At 69.8% G+C, this 16,153-nt stretch carries 16 protein-coding genes and 1 tRNA gene; 9 read left to right on the top strand and 8 right to left on the bottom strand.

The features are described 5' to 3' along the window. Positions 1–30 precede the first annotated feature (30 nt). From murI to rdgB, 3 genes are read left to right on the top strand one after another with little or no spacing between them, the layout of a single operon-like run. Positions 31–864: a glutamate racemase gene (murI, locus tag AERO9AM_RS07235; RefSeq protein WP_159575530.1), complete on the top strand. Its 834-nt coding sequence runs from the start codon at positions 31–33 to the stop codon at positions 862–864. Continuing rightward, positions 861–1,631, top strand: a complete 771-nt coding sequence (rph, locus tag AERO9AM_RS07240; RefSeq protein ID WP_159575531.1) for a ribonuclease PH — start codon at positions 861–863, stop codon at positions 1,629–1,631. Before murI ends, rph begins: the two co-directional genes overlap by 4 nt. After that, positions 1,631–2,221 carry an RdgB/HAM1 family non-canonical purine NTP pyrophosphatase gene (gene rdgB / locus AERO9AM_RS07245; RefSeq protein ID WP_159575532.1) on the top strand — a complete coding sequence of 197 codons (591 nt, stop codon included), beginning with the start codon at positions 1,631–1,633 and terminating at the stop codon, positions 2,219–2,221. Before rph ends, rdgB begins: the two co-directional genes overlap by 1 nt. A 331-nt stretch (positions 2,222–2,552) precedes the next feature. Here rdgB and AERO9AM_RS07250 read toward each other — a convergent pair whose 3' ends face one another. The 3 genes from AERO9AM_RS07250 to AERO9AM_RS07260 all read right to left on the bottom strand — a co-directional run bounded on the left by AERO9AM_RS07250 (position 2,553) and on the right by AERO9AM_RS07260 (position 5,175). Next, positions 2,553–3,866 carry a hypothetical protein gene (locus tag AERO9AM_RS07250; protein WP_159575534.1) on the bottom strand — a complete coding sequence of 438 codons (1,314 nt, stop codon included), beginning with the start codon at positions 3,864–3,866 and terminating at the stop codon, positions 2,553–2,555. Between the two features lie 76 nt (positions 3,867–3,942). After that, positions 3,943–4,374: a hypothetical protein gene (locus AERO9AM_RS07255; protein WP_159575535.1), complete on the bottom strand. Its 432-nt coding sequence runs from the start codon at positions 4,372–4,374 to the stop codon at positions 3,943–3,945. A gap of 36 nt (positions 4,375–4,410) precedes the next feature. Beyond that, complete coding sequence (locus AERO9AM_RS07260) at positions 4,411–5,175, bottom strand: hypothetical protein (RefSeq protein WP_159575536.1); 765 nt, start codon at positions 5,173–5,175, stop codon at positions 4,411–4,413. 354 nt (positions 5,176–5,529) lie between these two features. On the opposite strand from AERO9AM_RS07260, the gene AERO9AM_RS07265 reads away from it, so the two are divergent. Further along, positions 5,530–6,462 (top strand): cation diffusion facilitator family transporter, encoded by a 933-nt coding sequence (locus tag AERO9AM_RS07265; RefSeq protein ID WP_159575537.1) that lies wholly within the window; start codon positions 5,530–5,532, stop codon positions 6,460–6,462. A gap of 25 nt (positions 6,463–6,487) precedes the next feature. Here the strand turns inward: AERO9AM_RS07265 and ligD are convergent, their stop codons facing one another. Further along, complete coding sequence (gene ligD / locus AERO9AM_RS07270) at positions 6,488–8,539, bottom strand: non-homologous end-joining DNA ligase (protein WP_159575538.1); 2,052 nt, start codon at positions 8,537–8,539, stop codon at positions 6,488–6,490. 61 nt (positions 8,540–8,600) lie between these two features. Between ligD and ku the strand changes: the two genes are divergently transcribed. Beyond that, on the top strand, positions 8,601–9,431 hold the full coding sequence (ku, locus tag AERO9AM_RS07275; RefSeq protein WP_159575539.1) for a non-homologous end joining protein Ku: 831 nt from the start codon (positions 8,601–8,603) through the stop codon (positions 9,429–9,431). A 22-nt stretch (positions 9,432–9,453) separates the two neighbouring features. On the opposite strand, the gene AERO9AM_RS07280 is transcribed toward ku, so the two are convergent. The 4 genes from AERO9AM_RS07280 to AERO9AM_RS07295 form a co-directional block, all read right to left on the bottom strand. Beyond that, positions 9,454–10,140: a DedA family protein gene (locus AERO9AM_RS07280; RefSeq protein ID WP_159575540.1), complete on the bottom strand. Its 687-nt coding sequence runs from the start codon at positions 10,138–10,140 to the stop codon at positions 9,454–9,456. Positions 10,141–10,340: 200 nt separating this feature from the next. Next, positions 10,341–10,422 (bottom strand) — tRNA-Leu (locus AERO9AM_RS07285). 48 nt (positions 10,423–10,470) lie between these two features. Further along, positions 10,471–11,295, bottom strand: coding sequence for an aldo/keto reductase (locus AERO9AM_RS07290; protein WP_159575541.1), 825 nt, complete (start codon positions 11,293–11,295; stop codon positions 10,471–10,473). Positions 11,296–11,336: 41 nt separating this feature from the next. Beyond that, positions 11,337–12,545, bottom strand: coding sequence for an MFS transporter (locus AERO9AM_RS07295; protein WP_159575542.1), 1,209 nt, complete (start codon positions 12,543–12,545; stop codon positions 11,337–11,339). 109 nt (positions 12,546–12,654) lie between these two features. On the opposite strand from AERO9AM_RS07295, the gene AERO9AM_RS07300 reads away from it, so the two are divergent. The 4 genes from AERO9AM_RS07300 (at position 12,655) to AERO9AM_RS07315 (ending at position 16,126) form a co-directional block, all read left to right on the top strand. After that, positions 12,655–13,104, top strand: coding sequence for a MarR family winged helix-turn-helix transcriptional regulator (locus tag AERO9AM_RS07300; protein ID WP_159575543.1), 450 nt, complete (start codon positions 12,655–12,657; stop codon positions 13,102–13,104). Positions 13,105–13,200: 96 nt separating this feature from the next. Further along, the gene (locus AERO9AM_RS07305; RefSeq protein ID WP_159575544.1) at positions 13,201–14,352 is read left to right on the top strand and encodes a CpaF family protein; all 1,152 of its coding nucleotides are present in this window, start codon (positions 13,201–13,203) and stop codon (positions 14,350–14,352) included. Further along, on the top strand, positions 14,349–15,203 hold the full coding sequence (locus AERO9AM_RS07310; protein WP_159575545.1) for a type II secretion system F family protein: 855 nt from the start codon (positions 14,349–14,351) through the stop codon (positions 15,201–15,203). The genes AERO9AM_RS07305 and AERO9AM_RS07310 overlap by 4 nt, the downstream gene beginning before the upstream one ends. Continuing rightward, a complete protein-coding gene (locus AERO9AM_RS07315) occupies positions 15,200–16,126 on the top strand; it encodes a type II secretion system F family protein (RefSeq protein WP_159575546.1) in 927 nt (308 codons plus the stop codon). Before AERO9AM_RS07310 ends, AERO9AM_RS07315 begins: the two co-directional genes overlap by 4 nt. The last annotated feature ends 27 nt before the right edge of the window (positions 16,127–16,153 follow it).

Genomic DNA, 16,153 nt, shown 5'->3' on the forward strand with positions numbered 1-16,153 from the left:
GGACGCGTCGGCCGACTAGGCTGGAGCATCATGAACGACGCGCCGATCGGGATCTTCGACTCCGGGGTCGGCGGTCTCACCGTCGCCCGCGCGATCCGAGCGCAGCTGCCGCGGGAGTCCTTCGTCTACATCGGCGACACCGCCCACTCGCCGTACGGACCGAAGCCGATCGCCGATGTGCGCCGCTACGCGCTCGAGGTTCTCGACACCCTCGTCGACCAGGGCGTGAAGATGCTCGTGATCGCGTGCAACACGGCGTCCTCGGCGATGCTGCGCGACGCCCGTGAGCGCTACGACGTGCCCGTCGTCGAGGTGATCGGTCCCGCCGTGCGCCGGGCGATCTCGACGACGCGCAACGGCCGGATCGGCGTGATCGGCACGGTCGGCACGATCGGATCCCGCGCCTATCAGGACATGCTCGAGGTGAACGAGAACCTGCGGGTGTTCACGGCCGCGTGCCCGCGGTTCGTCGAGTTCGTCGAGGCCGGCATCACCGACACCCCTGAGGTGCTGCAGACGGCCGAGGAGTATCTGGCGCCGCTGCGGGAGGCCGAGGTCGACACGCTCGTGCTGGGCTGCACGCACTACCCCTTCCTGCGTGGCGCGATCGGCTACGTGATGGGGGAGGGCGTCTCCCTCGTCTCCAGCGACGACGAGACCGCCGGGGACGTGTACCGCCAGCTCGTGCGGGGCGACCTGCTCGCGCCCGCCGATGCGCAGCCCCGCTACGTGTACGAGGCCACCGGCGCCTCCGCCGATGATTTCACCGCCCTCGCCAACCGCCTGATGGGCCAGGAGGTGCGGGGCGTCCGGCTCGTGCAGACCGGCGTCATCGACCTTCCCCACCTCAAGGAGATCCCATGACCGAGTCCACCGCGACCCCGACCGTGCGCAAGGACGGCCGCACCGTCGATCAGCTCCGCCCGATCACGATCGAGCGCGGCTGGAGCGCCCAGGCGGAGGGCTCCGCGCTGATCAGCTTCGGCAACACGAAGGTGCTCTGCACCGCGTCGTTCACGAACGGCGTGCCGCGCTGGCTGACGGGCAAGGGCAAGGGCTGGGTGACGGCGGAGTACGCGATGCTGCCGCGCGCCACCAACGAGCGCAACGACCGGGAGAGCGTGAAGGGGCGCATCGGCGGACGCACCCACGAGATCTCGCGGCTGATCGGGCGGGCGCTGCGTGCGGTGGTCGACACCAAGGCGCTCGGCGAGAACACGATCGTGATCGACTGCGACGTGCTGCAGGCCGACGGCGGCACGCGCACGGCCGGCATCACCGGCGCCTACGTCGCGCTCGCCGACGCGATCGAGTGGGGCCGGAAGAAGAAGTTCATCGGGCAGAAGGCGCAGGTGCTGCTCGACTCCGTCGCCGCCGTCTCCGTGGGGATCATCGACGGCGAGCCCATGCTCGACCTGGCATATGTCGAGGACGTGCGCGCCGAGACCGACATGAACGTGGTGGTCACCGGCCGCGGGCTGTTCGTCGAGGTGCAGGGCACCGCGGAGGGCGCGCCCTTCGACAAGCGCGAGCTCGACGCCCTCCTCGACCTCGGCGTGAACGGCTGCGCTGAGCTCCGCGACCACCAGCTCGCCGCGCTCGCCGCTTCGGCGGGCTCAGGGACCGAGTGATGAGGATCGTCCTCGCCACGCACAACGCGCACAAGGTGGCCGAGTTCGGCCAGATCGTGGCCGCCACCCGGCCCGACCTCGAGGTCGTCGGCTACGACGGCCCGGAACCTGTCGAGGACGGCGTGACGTTCGAGCAGAACGCGCTGCTCAAGGCCCGTGCGGCCGCGGCGCACTCCGGTGTGCCCGCGCTCGCCGACGACTCGGGCATCGCGGTGGACGTGCTCGGCGGCTCGCCCGGCGTCTTCTCCGCCTACTGGGCGGGGCAGCGGAAGGACGACGTCGCGAACCGCGAGCTGCTGCTGGATCAGCTCCGCGACATCGCGGATCCGCATCGCGCCGCGCACTACGTCAGCGTCATCGCCCTGGTGACCCCGGACGGTCGCGAGTGGACGGTGCGCGGCGACTGGCCGGGGCGTCTCGCCCACGCGGCGGCGGGTGACGGCGGCTTCGGCTACGACCCCGTGTTCATCCCGGACGGGCAGACCGGTCCGGAGCGCACGGTGGGCGAGTTCTCTGCCGAGGAGAAGCAGGCCCAGTCGCACCGGGCCCGTGCCTTCGTCGCCCTCGTTCCGCTGCTCGCCGAGCTCTGAGCCCCGCCTCTACTATCAGTGGCACGGGCCGGAAGGCGACGGACCGCCGCTGCTGCTCGTGCATGGCGGCGGATCCACGATCGAGTCGAACTGGGAGCGCTGATCCCGCAAAGCACTGCGCGATGAGGGCATCCCCGAGGAAGGGCGACCGGGAGACCCGCCCCAAGACCGCCCTACGCTCCGAAAAGGTGGCCGCTGTGCGGGCTCTCCGAGCACAGGGATGGACGATCGACCGCATCGTGAAGAAGGAAGAGATCTCGCGCGCGGGCGCATACGGCGCCCTCGCCTGAGGTTTGTTCGACAAGATCGGCGCGAACTTGTCCGGCGCGAGCTATAAGCGCGACTCGTCATTGCGCTCCCAGTCGGGTGGACCGAGGGCGACCGTGGCGTCGACCCATTCGTCGGACGATCCTGGCCACGTCGTGGGGGGCTCTGCACCGGCGTAGCGATACTCTCCGAAGCGTCCGGTAGCGCCAATCCCGAGCACCCAGCCAGACGGCAAACGTCGCCACGCGCGCCACTTCTTCTTGTCACCAGTCGTCTCTACGACAATTCCGTGCTCGTCGGGCAGGCCCCACTTGGACGCGGGACTGATGACCATGTCGGTAAGGTCGTCCCAGAACGTTCCTCCAAGGCGCTCGTAGCGCAGAGCCTGGGCGGTATGGATGAAGTCCAGCGCACGCTTGGTTCCGTCGAACTCTCGCCGGTCGAGTTGTGCCCCGGTTCCATCCACCCCAACTTGGCCCGCGAACCCCTCCAAGTTGGCGAGCCGATCCGCCTCGCGTCTATGGCGACGGTGTACGTCCTCGCGGAAGTCGCGCACCTCTGCCAGTGCACCCCGGAACGTCCTGGCCTGCGCTACGTGGTTGTACCGTCCCGTGAGTTCCTTCGTCCACCGGACAGACCCGCGCAGCCCCACGAGCACGCCGAGGCGAGCACGGAGGGGCATGTCCTTATTCATCCAGAGCAGCCGCTTCAAGATCGACTCCGTGGCCGCGTAGAAGGCGACCACATACAGGTAAGGGAACATCGCGAACGGGAGCCACACGGAGAGCGCAAGTTGCCCGAGCAGCTCTGGCCAGTTGATCTTGTCCCAGTTGTTCACGGTCTGGAGAGTGGTCCAGACGATCATGCCGATACCGATCAGAAAGAGAGGGATCGAGAAACATCCGACAACCCGCCGCCCTTTCGCGTCGCGCTGAGCGAAGGCCGTCATGGCCGACAAGACGACGATCACGGGCTGCGCGATCAACTCACCCCACAACGGCAGGGATTCCAAGTTCAGATAGAACAAGAACAGGGTGGACAGCGTCAGCGTCTCGCGGCGGATGTGACCGATGATCTCCACGCCAGACTTGGCTCGTATCGAGCTGAACAGGAGGGGAAAACCGACACCAAACAAGGTGATGATTGTGTCCTTCAACAGCCCCAGGTCCCACGCGCCGATGATCCACGCAAGCCACACCCACAGCGCTACCCAGACGACGAAGAGCCCGAATATGCGGAGGATCACCCATTGGAAGAACGCGCCCGCGACCGTTCGGAACGCGGGCAGCAGGATCTCCCGCCACTTAGGTAGCGCCAGGCCGATCAGGATGAGCAGCCCGATCAGGATCACAGACGCTAGTTCGCGGTTGTTCAGCATGTTCCCCCCAGGCCTGCGTGATCGAGATGCTAGGACAGCGCTCCGGAGTAGCCAGGGGCCAGGACATCGGGATTGATCAGAAGACGATGCCCACGTCGTCGCGCTCCGGCTCCGGAAGATCTCCGCGACCGTCGCCCAGTTTGTACTTGGTTAGCATCGTGCGACGACGGTGGAGGTCTAGCTCCTGGCCCCATGTCAGCATGAACGCCCCTGAGCCCGTGGTGCCAGCCGGATATACGAGCGTAGACGAGAAGCTCTCGCCGAACTTTGCCCGCTCCACCTTCCTCGTGGCGAAGACAGCCAAGCTCCCGACGTTGTCCGGACCGAAGCGCACATCACGGCCTACGCCGCGCCCTCGATTGCTGAAAGAGCGGGTGACACGCATCTCCCCGTCACTGTCAGTCTTGATGGAAGCCGCGGGCACCAGCGCGGAGCCGGGGTGCGATTGCGCCAGAAGGTACCACCACTGATGACGAGGCTCGCGCCGGCGATTGTCAGCGCCCACCATCCAACGTCCATGCTCGGATCGTACCGAAAGCGGACGTTACCCGGCGCACTTCGGCGCGTCTGCGTCCTCGCCGAGAAGTTGAACAGTGACCGCCTCGCCTTGGTCGCACACGATCCGTTCCGTGACCTCGTCAGAGGGCACGCGCAGAACCACGCGGTCAACCGTGAGAAGTGTCGTCCACCCATCTGTGGCCCCCAGCACGTATGCGCTGTGCGTCTCGCTCGAAGTGACGACGTCTTCGAGAGGAAGCCAAAACGATGACGATGCCGGGAGAATTGTGAGCACCAATGGAACGATCAGGGCGGAGTAGAACATCGATCCAGGGGTGTTGTTGTCCGCGATGTTGACGATGCGGGTCACGCGCCCTGTCCAACCCTTCGGGACTCGACTGATGATCGAGACTGCCAGCACTGCAAACCATGCCCCTGCAATCCAGTACGCCATAGGGAACGGCGAGGTCATCACCACGACCGTGATGGCGAGAATCCCCAGCGTGGCCGCAGTGGGGACGTCCCGAGTCCACTTCGAGACCACGACTCGCGCTGAACGATTCAAGAGCAGGAGGATGGCGGCCATGAGCGTTGCCCATGGCAGCACCAATAGCGTTGATGCAGTCAGCAGCGGGAGGATCTGGAAGTTCTCGAACAGCACCCGGAGCACGACGGGGTCACCTTTCGAGAACATGAGCAGCCGTACGCCAGCGATCACCACCGGCACGGCGGCAATCCACAACGCGACATCGAGCGCACGCCCCCGGCCTCGTTTCCCGGGCGCGTTCACGGTCGGCTCAACAGCGGTCATGACGCATGAGCGTAGCGGCCCTGGAATCATCGCCTTGACATCCTGGACGTGTGCGATCTGTGAATCGTGCCTAGCCTCTGGAGCGTTGTGCCTGGACCTTGCGGTAGTCGCGCGCTGACTTGGGCAGAATCAGACTCCCGCCTCGCCCGTGGACCATGAAGGTGCATCTCCTCCAAGCCCGGCTTGGCCCGGACGGTACGGAATCGACGCTCTGCGCTGTCGATGGCGAGTCGCTCTCCTCGGGCGTTACGGAAGACCGGTCCCTCGCCACCGTTGGGACTACTGAGAATCATCCCCATTCCCGACTAGGCGAAACAGGCTCCGACCGGGGGATCCCGGCTCTACCCTGGATACATGCACGACCACGCACCCTCCGCCGGGATCCGCTCCGCAGGCCACCGTCGCCTGCTCGCGATCTCGCTGACGCTCACGTGCGTCGTGATGCTCGTGCAGGTGGTCGGAGCGATCCTCAGCGGATCCCTCGCCCTGCTCGCCGACGCGGCGCACATGTTCACCGATGCCTCCGCGCTGGTGATCGCGCTCATCGCGAGTGCGGTCGCCGCGCGGCCTGCCGACGACCGGCGTACGTTCGGCTATCAGCGCGCCGAGGTGTTCGGGGCGCTCATCAACGCCATCATCCTCATCCTGCTGTCCGGCTGGGTCGCGTTCGAGGGCATCGGCCGGCTCCTGAACCCTGCGGAGGCGGAGGTCGCCGGACCGCTCATGCTCATCGTCGCCGCCGTGGGGCTCGTCGCCAACGCGGTCTCGATGTGGCTGCTCAGCGCCGCGCAGCGGGAGAGCATCAACGTGCGCGGCGCCTACCTGGAGGTCATGGGCGATCTGATCGGATCCGCCCTGGTGATCGTCGCGGCCATCGTCATCATCACGACGGGATGGATGCCCGCCGACGCGATCGCCTCCCTGGTGATCGCGGCGATGATCATCCCGCGGGCGATCGCGCTGCTGCGCGAGGTGTTCTCCGTGCTCGCGGAATCCGCGCCGAAGGGCACGGCCGTGAGCGAGATCCGCGAGCACCTGCTCGAGTACCCGGGAGTCACCGGCGTGCACGACGTCCACGTGTGGCAGCTCACGCGTGGCGCCCCGGTGTTCACGGCGCACGTGTCGGTTCGTGCCGCCGTGCTCGCCGGCGGGGGAGCGCAGGCGCTCCTCACGCAGATGCAGTCGTGCCTCGCCGAGCACTTCGACGTGGAGCACTCGACGTTCCAGATCGAGGCCGACAGGACCGGATCCGGCGGGGCGGCGGACTGCGAGGCCGTGCACGCCTGAGGTCGATCCCGGCTCTCCGTGCGGCTCAGGCCTCGACCACGACCTCGGCGGGGGTCTTGTCCGGGCGCAGGCCGCGCCAGCGCGCGTGGCGCAGCACCCCGTCGTCGGTCCAGTTCGCGAACTCCACCTCGCCGACGAGCTCCGGGCGCACCCACAGCGCGTCGGAGGCGTCGGCGACCGGGACTCCGTCCACGGCGGCCCGCGGCGTCCGCAAGGCTTCGAGCCGGGCTCCGAGGTCGTGCAACGCCCGCTCGGTGAAGCCCGTGCCGACCCGGCCCACATAGCGCAGCCCCGACGGCAGCGACGGCTCGGGGATCGCGAGCAGCAGGGATCCGATGCGTCCGGTGCGGTCGCCCTTGCCGGGCCTGATGCCGACGATCACCACCTCCTGGGTGCGGGTGAGCTTGATCTTGAGCCAGTGCGGGGAGCGCCGGCCCGGGGCGTAGGACGATGCCGGATCCTTGACGACGACGCCCTCGAGGTCGAGCGCGGCGCTCGTCGTCAGCGCGGCATCCACGTCGTCGAACACGGGCGGGACCACGACCGTCTCCGGCAGATCGGCGGTGATCTGCTCGAGCAGTTCGCGGCGGTCGCGCAGCGGCAGCGCAGTGAGGTCGTGCCCCTCCAGGTGCAGCAGGTCGAACAGGTGGTAGCGCACGGGGTTGCGGACGACTTCGCGCTCGATCTCCCGCGCGCGGGTGAGGTGGATCCGGTCCTGCAGCCGGTGGAAGCTCGGACGCCCCGCGGCGTCGAAGGCGACGATCTCCCCGTCGACGACGGCCTCGTCCACGGGGAACCCGGGGGCGCCGTCGGCGGTGAGCTCCGGATAGCGGTCGGTGATGTCGGTGCCGCTGCGCGCGTGCAGCCGGAACCGGCCGTCCGACCAGGTGCCGATCGCGCGGATCCCATCCCACTTGATCTCGGCCCAGCCCATCGCGCGGGCGGTTCCCGGCGTGCCGTGCTCCGCGAGCATGGGGGAGTAGGCGGGCACGGCGGACGCGCCGGCCTCCGAGGCGCCGCCGTGGGAGGCGCGGGGCGCAGCCGACGCCTCGATGCGGCGCGGTTCGGTGCGAGCTGGAGCGGTGCGCGGTGCGCGCGGCCGGCGGGGCGTCGCAGGAGGCGTCGCGGGCTCGGCGGCCCGCATCACGGGGCGCGCTTCGGCGGCGGGTGCCGGCGCGAGCGGCCGATCGTCGGCGGAGATCGCCGCGAACGGATCCATCCCGCGCTCCGCTCGCTCGAGCACCTCATCGAACCGCAGGTGGCGCAGCTCCGGATCCTCCAGCTCCTCCCAGGTGCGAGGAGCGGCGACCCAGGGCTGCGGGCGTCCGCGCAGGGAGTACGGCGCGATCGTGGTCTTCTTGCCGTTGTTCTGGCTCCAGTCGAGGAACACCTTCCCGGTGCGGAGGGTCTTCGTCATGACGCTCGTCGCCAGGTCGGGGTGGTCGGCCTCGATCGCGCGGGCGAGGGCGTGCGCCAGCGCCGAGATCTCATCGCTCGTGCTCTCACCCGTCAGACGCGCGTAGAGGTGGATCCCCTTGCTCCCGCTCGTCACCGGAACCGGATCCAGACCCATGCCGGTGAGGATGCCGCGCGCCAGCCGCGCCACTTCGGCGCACTGCGACAGGGGCACGCCGGGGCCGGGATCCAGGTCGAGCACGAGGCGGTCCGGGTTGCCTCGGCCGCCGTCGGGGGCGAAGCGCCACTGCGGGATGTGCAGCTCGATCGCGGCGACCTGCGCCATCCACACGAGCGTCGCGACCTCGTCCACGAGCGGATAGTCCTTGGCTCCGCCCGAGTGCGGGATCTCCTGACGGGGGATCCACGACGGTGCTCCCGGCTCCAGCTGCTTCGCGAAGAACGACCCCTCGGGATCCGCCGCGGTGCCCACGCCCTCGACCCAGCGCTTGCGCGTCACGGGGCGGCCCGCGAGCACGGGCAGCAGCAGCGGCGCGATCCGCACGTAATAGTCGATCACCTCGCCCTTCGTGGTGCCCGTCTCGGGGTACACGACCTTGTCGAGGTTGGTCACGCGCAGCCGCCGCTCTCCGATGCGCACGAACTGCGGGGCGTCTGCCATGTGGTCACACTAATGCGCAAGACGGTATACGTCGTGCGCGCCTGTGGTGTGTACTGGTGCCATGAGGTCGATCTGGAAGGGCTCGCTCACCTTCGGGCTGGTCAACGTGCCGGTGAAGGTGTACTCCGCGACGGAGGACCACGACGTGCCGCTGCACCAGGTGCACGACGCCGACGGCGGACGCATCCGGTACAAGCGCGTGTGCGAAGTGTGCGGGCAGACCGTGGCCTACTCCGAGATCGATCGCGCCTATCAGGACGAGTCGCAGACCGTCGTGCTGACGAAGGAGGACCTGGAGTCGCTCCCGGCCGAACGCAGCCGTGAGATCGATGTGGTGGAGTTCGTGCCCTCGGACCAGGTCGACCTGCTCACGCTCGACAAGGCGTACTACCTGGAGCCGGACTCGAAGTCGCCCAAGGCTTACGTGCTGCTGCGCAAGACCCTCGAGGCCACCGATCGCACGGCGATCGTGCGGTTCACCCTGCGCCAGAAGACCCGGCTCGCCGCGCTGCGGGTGCGCGGCGACGTGCTCGTGCTGCAGACCCTGCTGTGGGCGGATGAGGTGCGCGAGGCCGACTTCCCCTCGCTGCATGAGGACGTCACGGTGTCGGACAAGGAGCTCGAGCTCTCGGCGTCCCTGGTCGAAGGGTTCTCGGCCGACTTCGACCCGAACGCGTTCGTGGACGAGTACCAGGCGGAGCTGCGCACTCTCATCGACGCCAAGATCGAGAAGGGCGAGGCCTTCGAGACCGAGGAGACGTTCGCGCCCGCCGAGAAGGGCGGCGAGGTCATCGACCTCATGGAGGCGTTGCGGGCCAGCGTCGAGAAGTCGCGCGCTGCCCGCGCCGCGGCGGGCGACGAGAGCGGCGACGCCAAGCGCGACGCAGGCTGAGACCGGGCGGTCCGAGACCGGCTCAGACCTCGGGGTCGACGGCCGGGATCCCGGCTGCGGTCTCCTTCTTCGCCTTGCGGCGCTCGTTGAAGTAGTGCCAGGCGGTCACCGCGAGGGTCAGCGCCACGACGCCCAGCAGAATCACGTCGATGTACTTCGTGACGAGGTCGGCGACCCACGGGATGAACGCGATGAGGTAGCCGACCATGGTGAGCCCGAAGCCCCAGATCAGCGCGCCGATGAGGTTGTACAGGCTGTAGCGCCGCCACGGCATGTGACCGACGCCTGCGGCGACCGGCGCGAAGGTGCGCACGATCGGCACGAAGCGCGCGAGGATCACGGTGAGACCGCCGAAGCGCTCGAAGAACTGATTGGTCCGCTCGACGTTCTTGCGGCTGAACAGGCCGGATTCCTTGCGCTCGAACACCGCGGGGCCGCCCTTGTGGCCGATGAGGTAGCCGACCTCGCCGCCGAGGAAGGCGGCCAGGGCGATCAGCAGGCCCACGATCCAGATGTCGACACCGAAGACCCGGTTCGTGTGAGTGAGGAGGCCGGAGATGATCAGGAGCGTGTCGCCGGGGAGGAGGAAGCCGACGAGCAGCCCCGTCTCGGCGAAGATGATGAACAGCACCACGGCGAGCGCCCAGGGGCCGGCGCCGTTGATGATGACGTTGGGGTCGAGCCAGGGGATGAGGGCGGCGTGGTGCACAGGTGGGTCCGTCCGTGGGTCGTCGCGGGAAGCGGGCCGAGATGCCGGCTTCCCTGAAGTCTAGAGCGGGCCGGTCACGCGCGGCTGGGAGAAGCGACGCGCGGAGCCTCTGGCCGAGGCCCCTGGGGTTCAAAAGGAGGCCCCTCTTCGAACGAAGAAGCGTTCTGGGGCGGCCCTGCGGCCGCCCCAGAACGCTCACGTGCGGAAGGTGGGACTTGAACCCACACGCCCGGAGGCACAGGAACCTAAATCCTGCGTGTCTGCCAATTTCACCACTCCCGCGGGCGGATCCAGTCTAGTGAGGCCGGATCCGCCCCTGCCCCTCCATGCTCAGCCGTGGAACTCGTGCGGGTGCGGGCCGGTGCGGCCGTCGCGGTCGAGCGCGTCGATCGCGGCGAGCTCGGCGGCGTCGAGGTCGAAGCCGAACACGTCGAAGTTCTCTGCGATGCGGCTCGGCGTGACGGACTTGGGGATCACGACGCGTCCCTGCTGCAGGTGCCAGCGCAGCACCACCTGGGCCGGGGTGCGGCCGTGTCGGGTGGCGATCGACGTGATCGCCGGATCCTGCAGCACCGCGCCCTGCGCGAGCGGGCTCCATGCCTCCGTCACCACGCCCGCCGCGGCGTCCGCCGCGACGACCGCGCGGTTCTGGAAGGCGGGGTGCAACTCGACCTGGTTGATCGCGGGAACGACGGATCCGGTCTCGAGGATCCGCGTGAGATGCACGGGCTCGAAGTTCGAGACGCCGATCGCGCGGACGCGGCCCTGCTCGTAGAGGGCTTCGAGGCCCCGCCAGGTGCCGGCGTAATCGCCGTCGCCGAGCTCGGGCCAATGGATGAGGTAGAGGTCGAGGGCGTCCAGTCCCAGCTTCTCGAGGCTCGCGTCGTAGGCGCGCAGGGTGGCGTCGTAGCCCTGGTCGGTGTTCCACGCCTTCGAGGTCACGAAGAGCTCGTCCCGGGCGATGCCGGACTCGGCGATCGCGCGGCCGACGCCGCGCTCGTTGCCGTAGATCGCGGCGGTGTCGATGCTGCGGTAGCCCGCCTGCAGTGCGGCGGTGACGGCGGCGGTGGTCTCGTCATCAGGGACCTGGAAGACGCCGAAGCCGAGCTGGGGCATGGTCACGCCGTTGTTCAGCGTGATGGTGGGAACGGTCATGTCGTTCGTCCTTCTGTGGGGTGTGGAGGAGGGGTCGTGGTTCAGTCCGCGATGACGGGCGTGGTCGCGGTGATCGTGCGCACCGTGGCGGTGCCGCGGCGAGCGTTCGCTCCGCGCGCCGCGGCTGCGGCGGCGATCATCACGACCAGCGCCAGCGCCGTGATGCCGGCGCCGATCCAGATGGGGGAGGTGTAGCCGAGGCCCGCGGCGATGCCGACGCCTCCGGCCCAGGCTCCGAGGGCGTTGCCGACGTTGAAGGCGCCGATGTTCGCGCCCGAGGCCAGCGTCGGGGCGGACGACGCGTATCCCATGATCCGCGACTGCAGGCCGGGCACCGTGCCGAATCCGAAACCGCCCATGAGGAAGAGCGCGACGACGGTCGCCGGCCCGCTGGATGCGACGAGGGCGAAGCCCGCGAGCACGACGACGAGCGCGGCGATGAAGACGATCAAGGTCGCATCGATCGAGCGGTCGGCGGCCTTGCCGCCGGCCCAGTTCCCGAGGAACAGGCCGACGCCGAACAGCACGAGCAGCCACGGCACCATGCCCGATGCGAAGCCGCTGATCTCGGTGAGCGTGTACGCGATGTAGGTGAAGGCGCCGAACATGCCGCCGTAGGCGAGCACGGTCACGATGAGCGACAGCCACACCTGACCGGAGCGGAACGCGCCGAGCTCGTCGCGCAGGCGGGTCGGCGTGATGTCGTGCGTCGCCGGCACGAGCAGGGCGATCCCGACGAACGCCAGCACGCCGATGATCGCGATGGCCCAGAACGTGGCGCGCCAGCCGAGCTGCTGGCCGAGGAAGGTGCCGAACGGCACGCCGAGAACGTTCGCCGCCGTGAGGCCGGTGAACATGATCGCGATCGCGCCGGCCTTCTTGGCGGCGGGCACGAGCGAGGCGGCGAGGACGGATCCGATCCCGAAGAACGCCCCGTGCGTGAGGGCGGCGATGATCCGCCCCACCATCGCGAGGCCGTAGCCGGGAGCGAGTGCGGTGAGCGCGTTGCCGATGATGAAGAGGACGATGAGGCCGAGCAGGACGGGCTTGCGGGGCAGGCGCGTCGTGGCGGCGGTGAGGAAAAGCGCGCCGACGACGACGCTCAGCGCATAGCCGGAGATGAGCCAGCCGGCGGCGGCCTCGGTGACACCGAAGTCGGCGGCCACCTCGGGCAGCAGGCCCATGATGACGAACTCGGTGAGGCCGATTCCGAAGGCGCCGAGGGCGAGGGCGATCAGGCCGAGAGGCATGGGGAAACTCCTGGTACAGTGGGATAGTTGCAGACGCGGGATTTTGCGTCGGTGATCACAATACTTGCACACGCAAATAGATAGCGCAAGCAACTACTTTGGAGGATCCATGGGCATCGCCGATGACGCCGTCGAGATCCGCGCACGCGGATGGCGCACGATGGCCGCGCTGCACGCCATGATCGAGGCGGAGCTGGAGCGGGCCCTGTCCGCGGAGGCGGGGCTCTCGGTCGTCGAGTACACCGTGCTGGAGGCGCTGAGCCGGCAGGACGGCTGGCACATGCGCATGCAGCAGCTCGCCCGTGCCGCCGCCCTCAGCCCGAGCGCGACCACGCGGCTGGTGAACAGGCTCGAGGATCGCGGGCTGCTGACCCGGATCCTGTGCGTCGACGACCGGCGCGGGATCTACACCGAGCTCACCCCGAGCGGGCAGGAGCTGTACGAGCGCGCCCGTCCGGTGCACGACGAGACCCTGGAGCGCGTGCTCGCTGACGCCGCCGAGCAGCCCGAGCTGCTGCCGATGGTCGACGCACTGCACGACGTGGCGCGCGTCGGCTGACAGCGGTTGGCGGTCGCGGTCGGGTGGGCCCAGCCCTGCGGCGTGGGCTGTGGATAACTTCCGGGGTCGAAGCGCGGATCCTGCGACGATGCGGGGGTGAGCCTCAGCACCGCCGCCGTCACCGAGAGGGTGCGCGCACGACTGCGCGCCGAGCGGACCGACCCGTCCGTCCACCCCGATGAGGCGCGCCGGATCGCCCAGTTCGAGGTGCGCCGGCACAACGATCAGGCCCTTGCCCGAGGCACGGCGACGATAGACGACGAGGCGGCCTGCGTGCGCGACATCCTCGCCGGGGTCGCGGGGTACGGCCCGCTGCAGCCGCTGCTCGACGACGACACGATCGAGGAGATCTGGCTGAACGGACCCTCGCACGTGTTCATCGCGCGCGAGGGGCGCAGTGAGCGCGCGCCGATCGCGCTGACCGAGGCGCAGCTGCGCGATGTCGTCGAGCGCATGCTGCACGCCACCGGGCGCCGCGTCGATCTCGGCCAGCCTTTCGTCGACGCATCCCTGCCCGACGGCTCCCGCCTGCACGTCGCGATCGCCGATGTGGTGCGGGGATCATGGGCGGTGAACATCCGGAAGTTCCTGCCGCGGTACCGGAGCCTGGAGTCGCTCGTGGCGCAGGGCATGGTACCGCCGCACGTCGCGGCGACGCTGGCCGACGCGATGCGCGCGGGGCGCAGCGTGATCGTGTCCGGCCCTACGCACGCGGGCAAGACCACGCTGCTGGCGGCGCTCGTCGCCGAGTGCGTGGATCAGCGCGTGATCACGGTGGAGGAGACGTTCGAGCTCGGCGTGCAGGCCCCCGACCTCGTCGCCCTGCAGGGGCGCCAGGCCAGTCTGGAGGGCACGGGCGAGATCACGCTGCGACGGCTCGTGAAGGAGGCGCTGCGGATGCGGCCCGACCGGCTCGTCGTCGGCGAGGTGCGCGATGCCGAAGCGCTCGACCTCGTGCTCGCCCTGAACACCGGCGTTCCTGGAGCGGCGACGGTGCACGCGAACTCGGCGGCGGAGGCGCTGGAGAAGCTCAGCATGCTGCCGCTGCTCGCCGGCCGCAACATCGACCGCGCGTTCATCGCGCCCGCTCTCGCCGTGTCGGTGGACCTCGTCGTGCACTGCCGGCGGGATGCCGACGGCACCCGGCGGGTCGCCGAGGTGATCGCGCCCACGACGGCCGACGCCGACGGGCGGATCCGTCACGGCGTGCTGTTCGCCGACGCTCGTCCGGGGGAGGGCATCGCATGACGCTGCTGCTGGGCGCGCTGCTCGCGGCGGGCGTCGTGCTTGCGGTGTCGCCGTGGCTGTGGCCGGCCGGCGCGCGCCGGACCCGTGCGCCGCGGACCGGTGCGGCGACCCGGCTGCTGCGCGAGGCGGGGTTCCGCGCCGATGCGCGCGTGCTCGTCGTCGCGGTCGTCGCCGGCGGCCTCGTCACCGCGGCGGTGGCGTGGCTCCTCACCGGGACGGCGGCGTTCGCGCTCGTGCTGGCCGTGGCGGGAGCCGCCGCGCCCGTGGTGTTCCTGCGCTCTCGGCGGCAGCGCCTGCTCCGGCTGCGGCGCGGGCTGTGGCCCGACGTGTGCGACCTGCTCATCGCGTCGATCCGGGTGGGCATGCCGCTGCCGGACGCCGTCGCGGCGCTGGAGGAGGCCGCCCCGGCACCGCTGCGGCCGGCCTTCGCGGCGTTCGCCCGCGACCTGCACGCAACGGGACTGTTCGACGCCGCGGCCGTGAAGCTCAAAGAGGCGCTCGCGGATCCTGTCGGCGACCGCATCCTCGAGACACTGCGCATGGCACGCGAGGTCGGCGGCACGGAGCTGAGCACGGTGCTGCGGGCGCTGTCGAGCTCGGTGCGGGCGGAGGCGGCGCTGCGGTCGGAAGTCGAGGCGCGGCAATCGTGGATCCGTGGCGCCGCGGTGCTGGGAGCGATCGCGCCGTGGGTGATCCTGGCGCTGCTCCTGCTGCGGCCGGAGGGAGCGGAGGCCTACACCAGTCCCGAGGGCGTCGCCCTGATCTTCGGCGGAGCTGCCGTGTCGTTCGTCGCGTTCCGAATCATGCTGCGCATCGGCCGGCTGCCCGAGCCGCGGAGGTGGTTCCAGTGAACGCGCTGTCCGATCTCGCGATCGCCGTGCTGCTCGGCGGGGCGCTCGCCGCGGGGGTCCTCCTCGTGCTGGCCGCCTTCCCGCGGTGGCGCTGGGCCGACCTCAGCTCCCGGATCGCGCCGCACCTGCGCGACGTCGCCGACCTCGCCGATCCGACGGCGCGGCTGCCGTGGCGGATGCCCGCCGGGGGCTCCTGGGCCGCGCGGATCAAGGGCGCCCTCGGTCTCTTCGGCGGAGGCGACGCCGGCGTCGCGCTGCGGCTGACCCAGGCGGGACTGCCCGGCGGTCCGGGCGCGTTCCGCAGCCGCCAGCTCGTGTGGGTGCTGGTCGGGCTCGGAGCAGGGGCCGCCACGACGGTCGCGCTCGTCCTCGCGGGCCGCCTCTCCGCGCCCGCCGTGCTGCTGCCCGTGCTGACGGCGGTCATCGCCGGCGTCGCCTGTGACGCCCTGCTGAGCGCCCGCGCGAAGGCACGCGTCGGCCGGCTCACCGAGGAGCTCCCGACGGTGCTGGAGTTCCTCGCGCTGTGCCTGTCCGCGGGCGAGGGGCTGCCGGACGCGCTGCGCCGGGTCGGCGCCGCGGGATCCGGCGAGCTCAGCGGCGAACTGCGCGCGGTGACGCTCGCGGTGAACACCGGGTCCTCCCTCGCGGATGCGCTCGGCGACTGCGCCCACCGGCTGCAGACCCCGCCGCTGACGCGCGCGGTCGATCAGATCATCGCGGCTCTCGAGCGCGGCGCGCCGCTGGCCGCGGTGCTGCAGGCGCAGGCGTCGGACGCACGTGAGGAGACGAAGCGCAGTCTGATCGAGCAGGCCGGCCGCAAGGAGATCCTGATGCTCCTCCCGCTCGTCTTCCTCATCCTCCCGTTGTCCGTTCTGTTCGCCGTCTTCCCCGGCGTGTTCATCCTGAGGCTCGGAATCGGCTGACGTCTCACCGGACCGCATCCACGAAAG

This window comes from Microbacterium sp. 8M, from assembly GCF_902506375.1.
Classification (GTDB): Bacteria; Actinomycetota; Actinomycetes; order Actinomycetales; family Microbacteriaceae; genus Microbacterium.

Bases quoted from the DNA above. Each gene is read 5' to 3' on its own strand.
- AERO9AM_RS07260 (WP_159575536.1), bottom strand. From the start codon at position 5,175: ATGACCGCTGTTGAGCCGACCGTGAACGCGCCCGGGAAACGAGGCCGG.
- murI (WP_159575530.1), top strand. From the start codon at position 31: ATGAACGACGCGCCGATCGGGATCTTCGACTCCGGGGTCGGCGGTCTC.
- rph (WP_159575531.1), top strand. From the start codon at position 861: ATGACCGAGTCCACCGCGACCCCGACCGTGCGCAAGGACGGCCGCACC.
- AERO9AM_RS07310 (WP_159575545.1), top strand. From the start codon at position 14,349: ATGACGCTGCTGCTGGGCGCGCTGCTCGCGGCGGGCGTCGTGCTTGCG.
- ku (WP_159575539.1), top strand. From the start codon at position 8,601: ATGAGGTCGATCTGGAAGGGCTCGCTCACCTTCGGGCTGGTCAACGTG.
- AERO9AM_RS07295 (WP_159575542.1), bottom strand. From the start codon at position 12,545: ATGCCTCTCGGCCTGATCGCCCTCGCCCTCGGCGCCTTCGGAATCGGC.
- AERO9AM_RS07250 (WP_159575534.1), bottom strand. From the start codon at position 3,866: ATGCTGAACAACCGCGAACTAGCGTCTGTGATCCTGATCGGGCTGCTC.
- AERO9AM_RS07290 (WP_159575541.1), bottom strand. From the start codon at position 11,295: ATGACCGTTCCCACCATCACGCTGAACAACGGCGTGACCATGCCCCAG.
- AERO9AM_RS07265 (WP_159575537.1), top strand. From the start codon at position 5,530: ATGCACGACCACGCACCCTCCGCCGGGATCCGCTCCGCAGGCCACCGT.
- ligD (WP_159575538.1), bottom strand. From the start codon at position 8,539: ATGGCAGACGCCCCGCAGTTCGTGCGCATCGGAGAGCGGCGGCTGCGC.
- AERO9AM_RS07300 (WP_159575543.1), top strand. From the start codon at position 12,655: ATGGGCATCGCCGATGACGCCGTCGAGATCCGCGCACGCGGATGGCGC.
- rdgB (WP_159575532.1), top strand. From the start codon at position 1,631: ATGAGGATCGTCCTCGCCACGCACAACGCGCACAAGGTGGCCGAGTTC.
- AERO9AM_RS07255 (WP_159575535.1), bottom strand. From the start codon at position 4,374: ATGGTGGGCGCTGACAATCGCCGGCGCGAGCCTCGTCATCAGTGGTGG.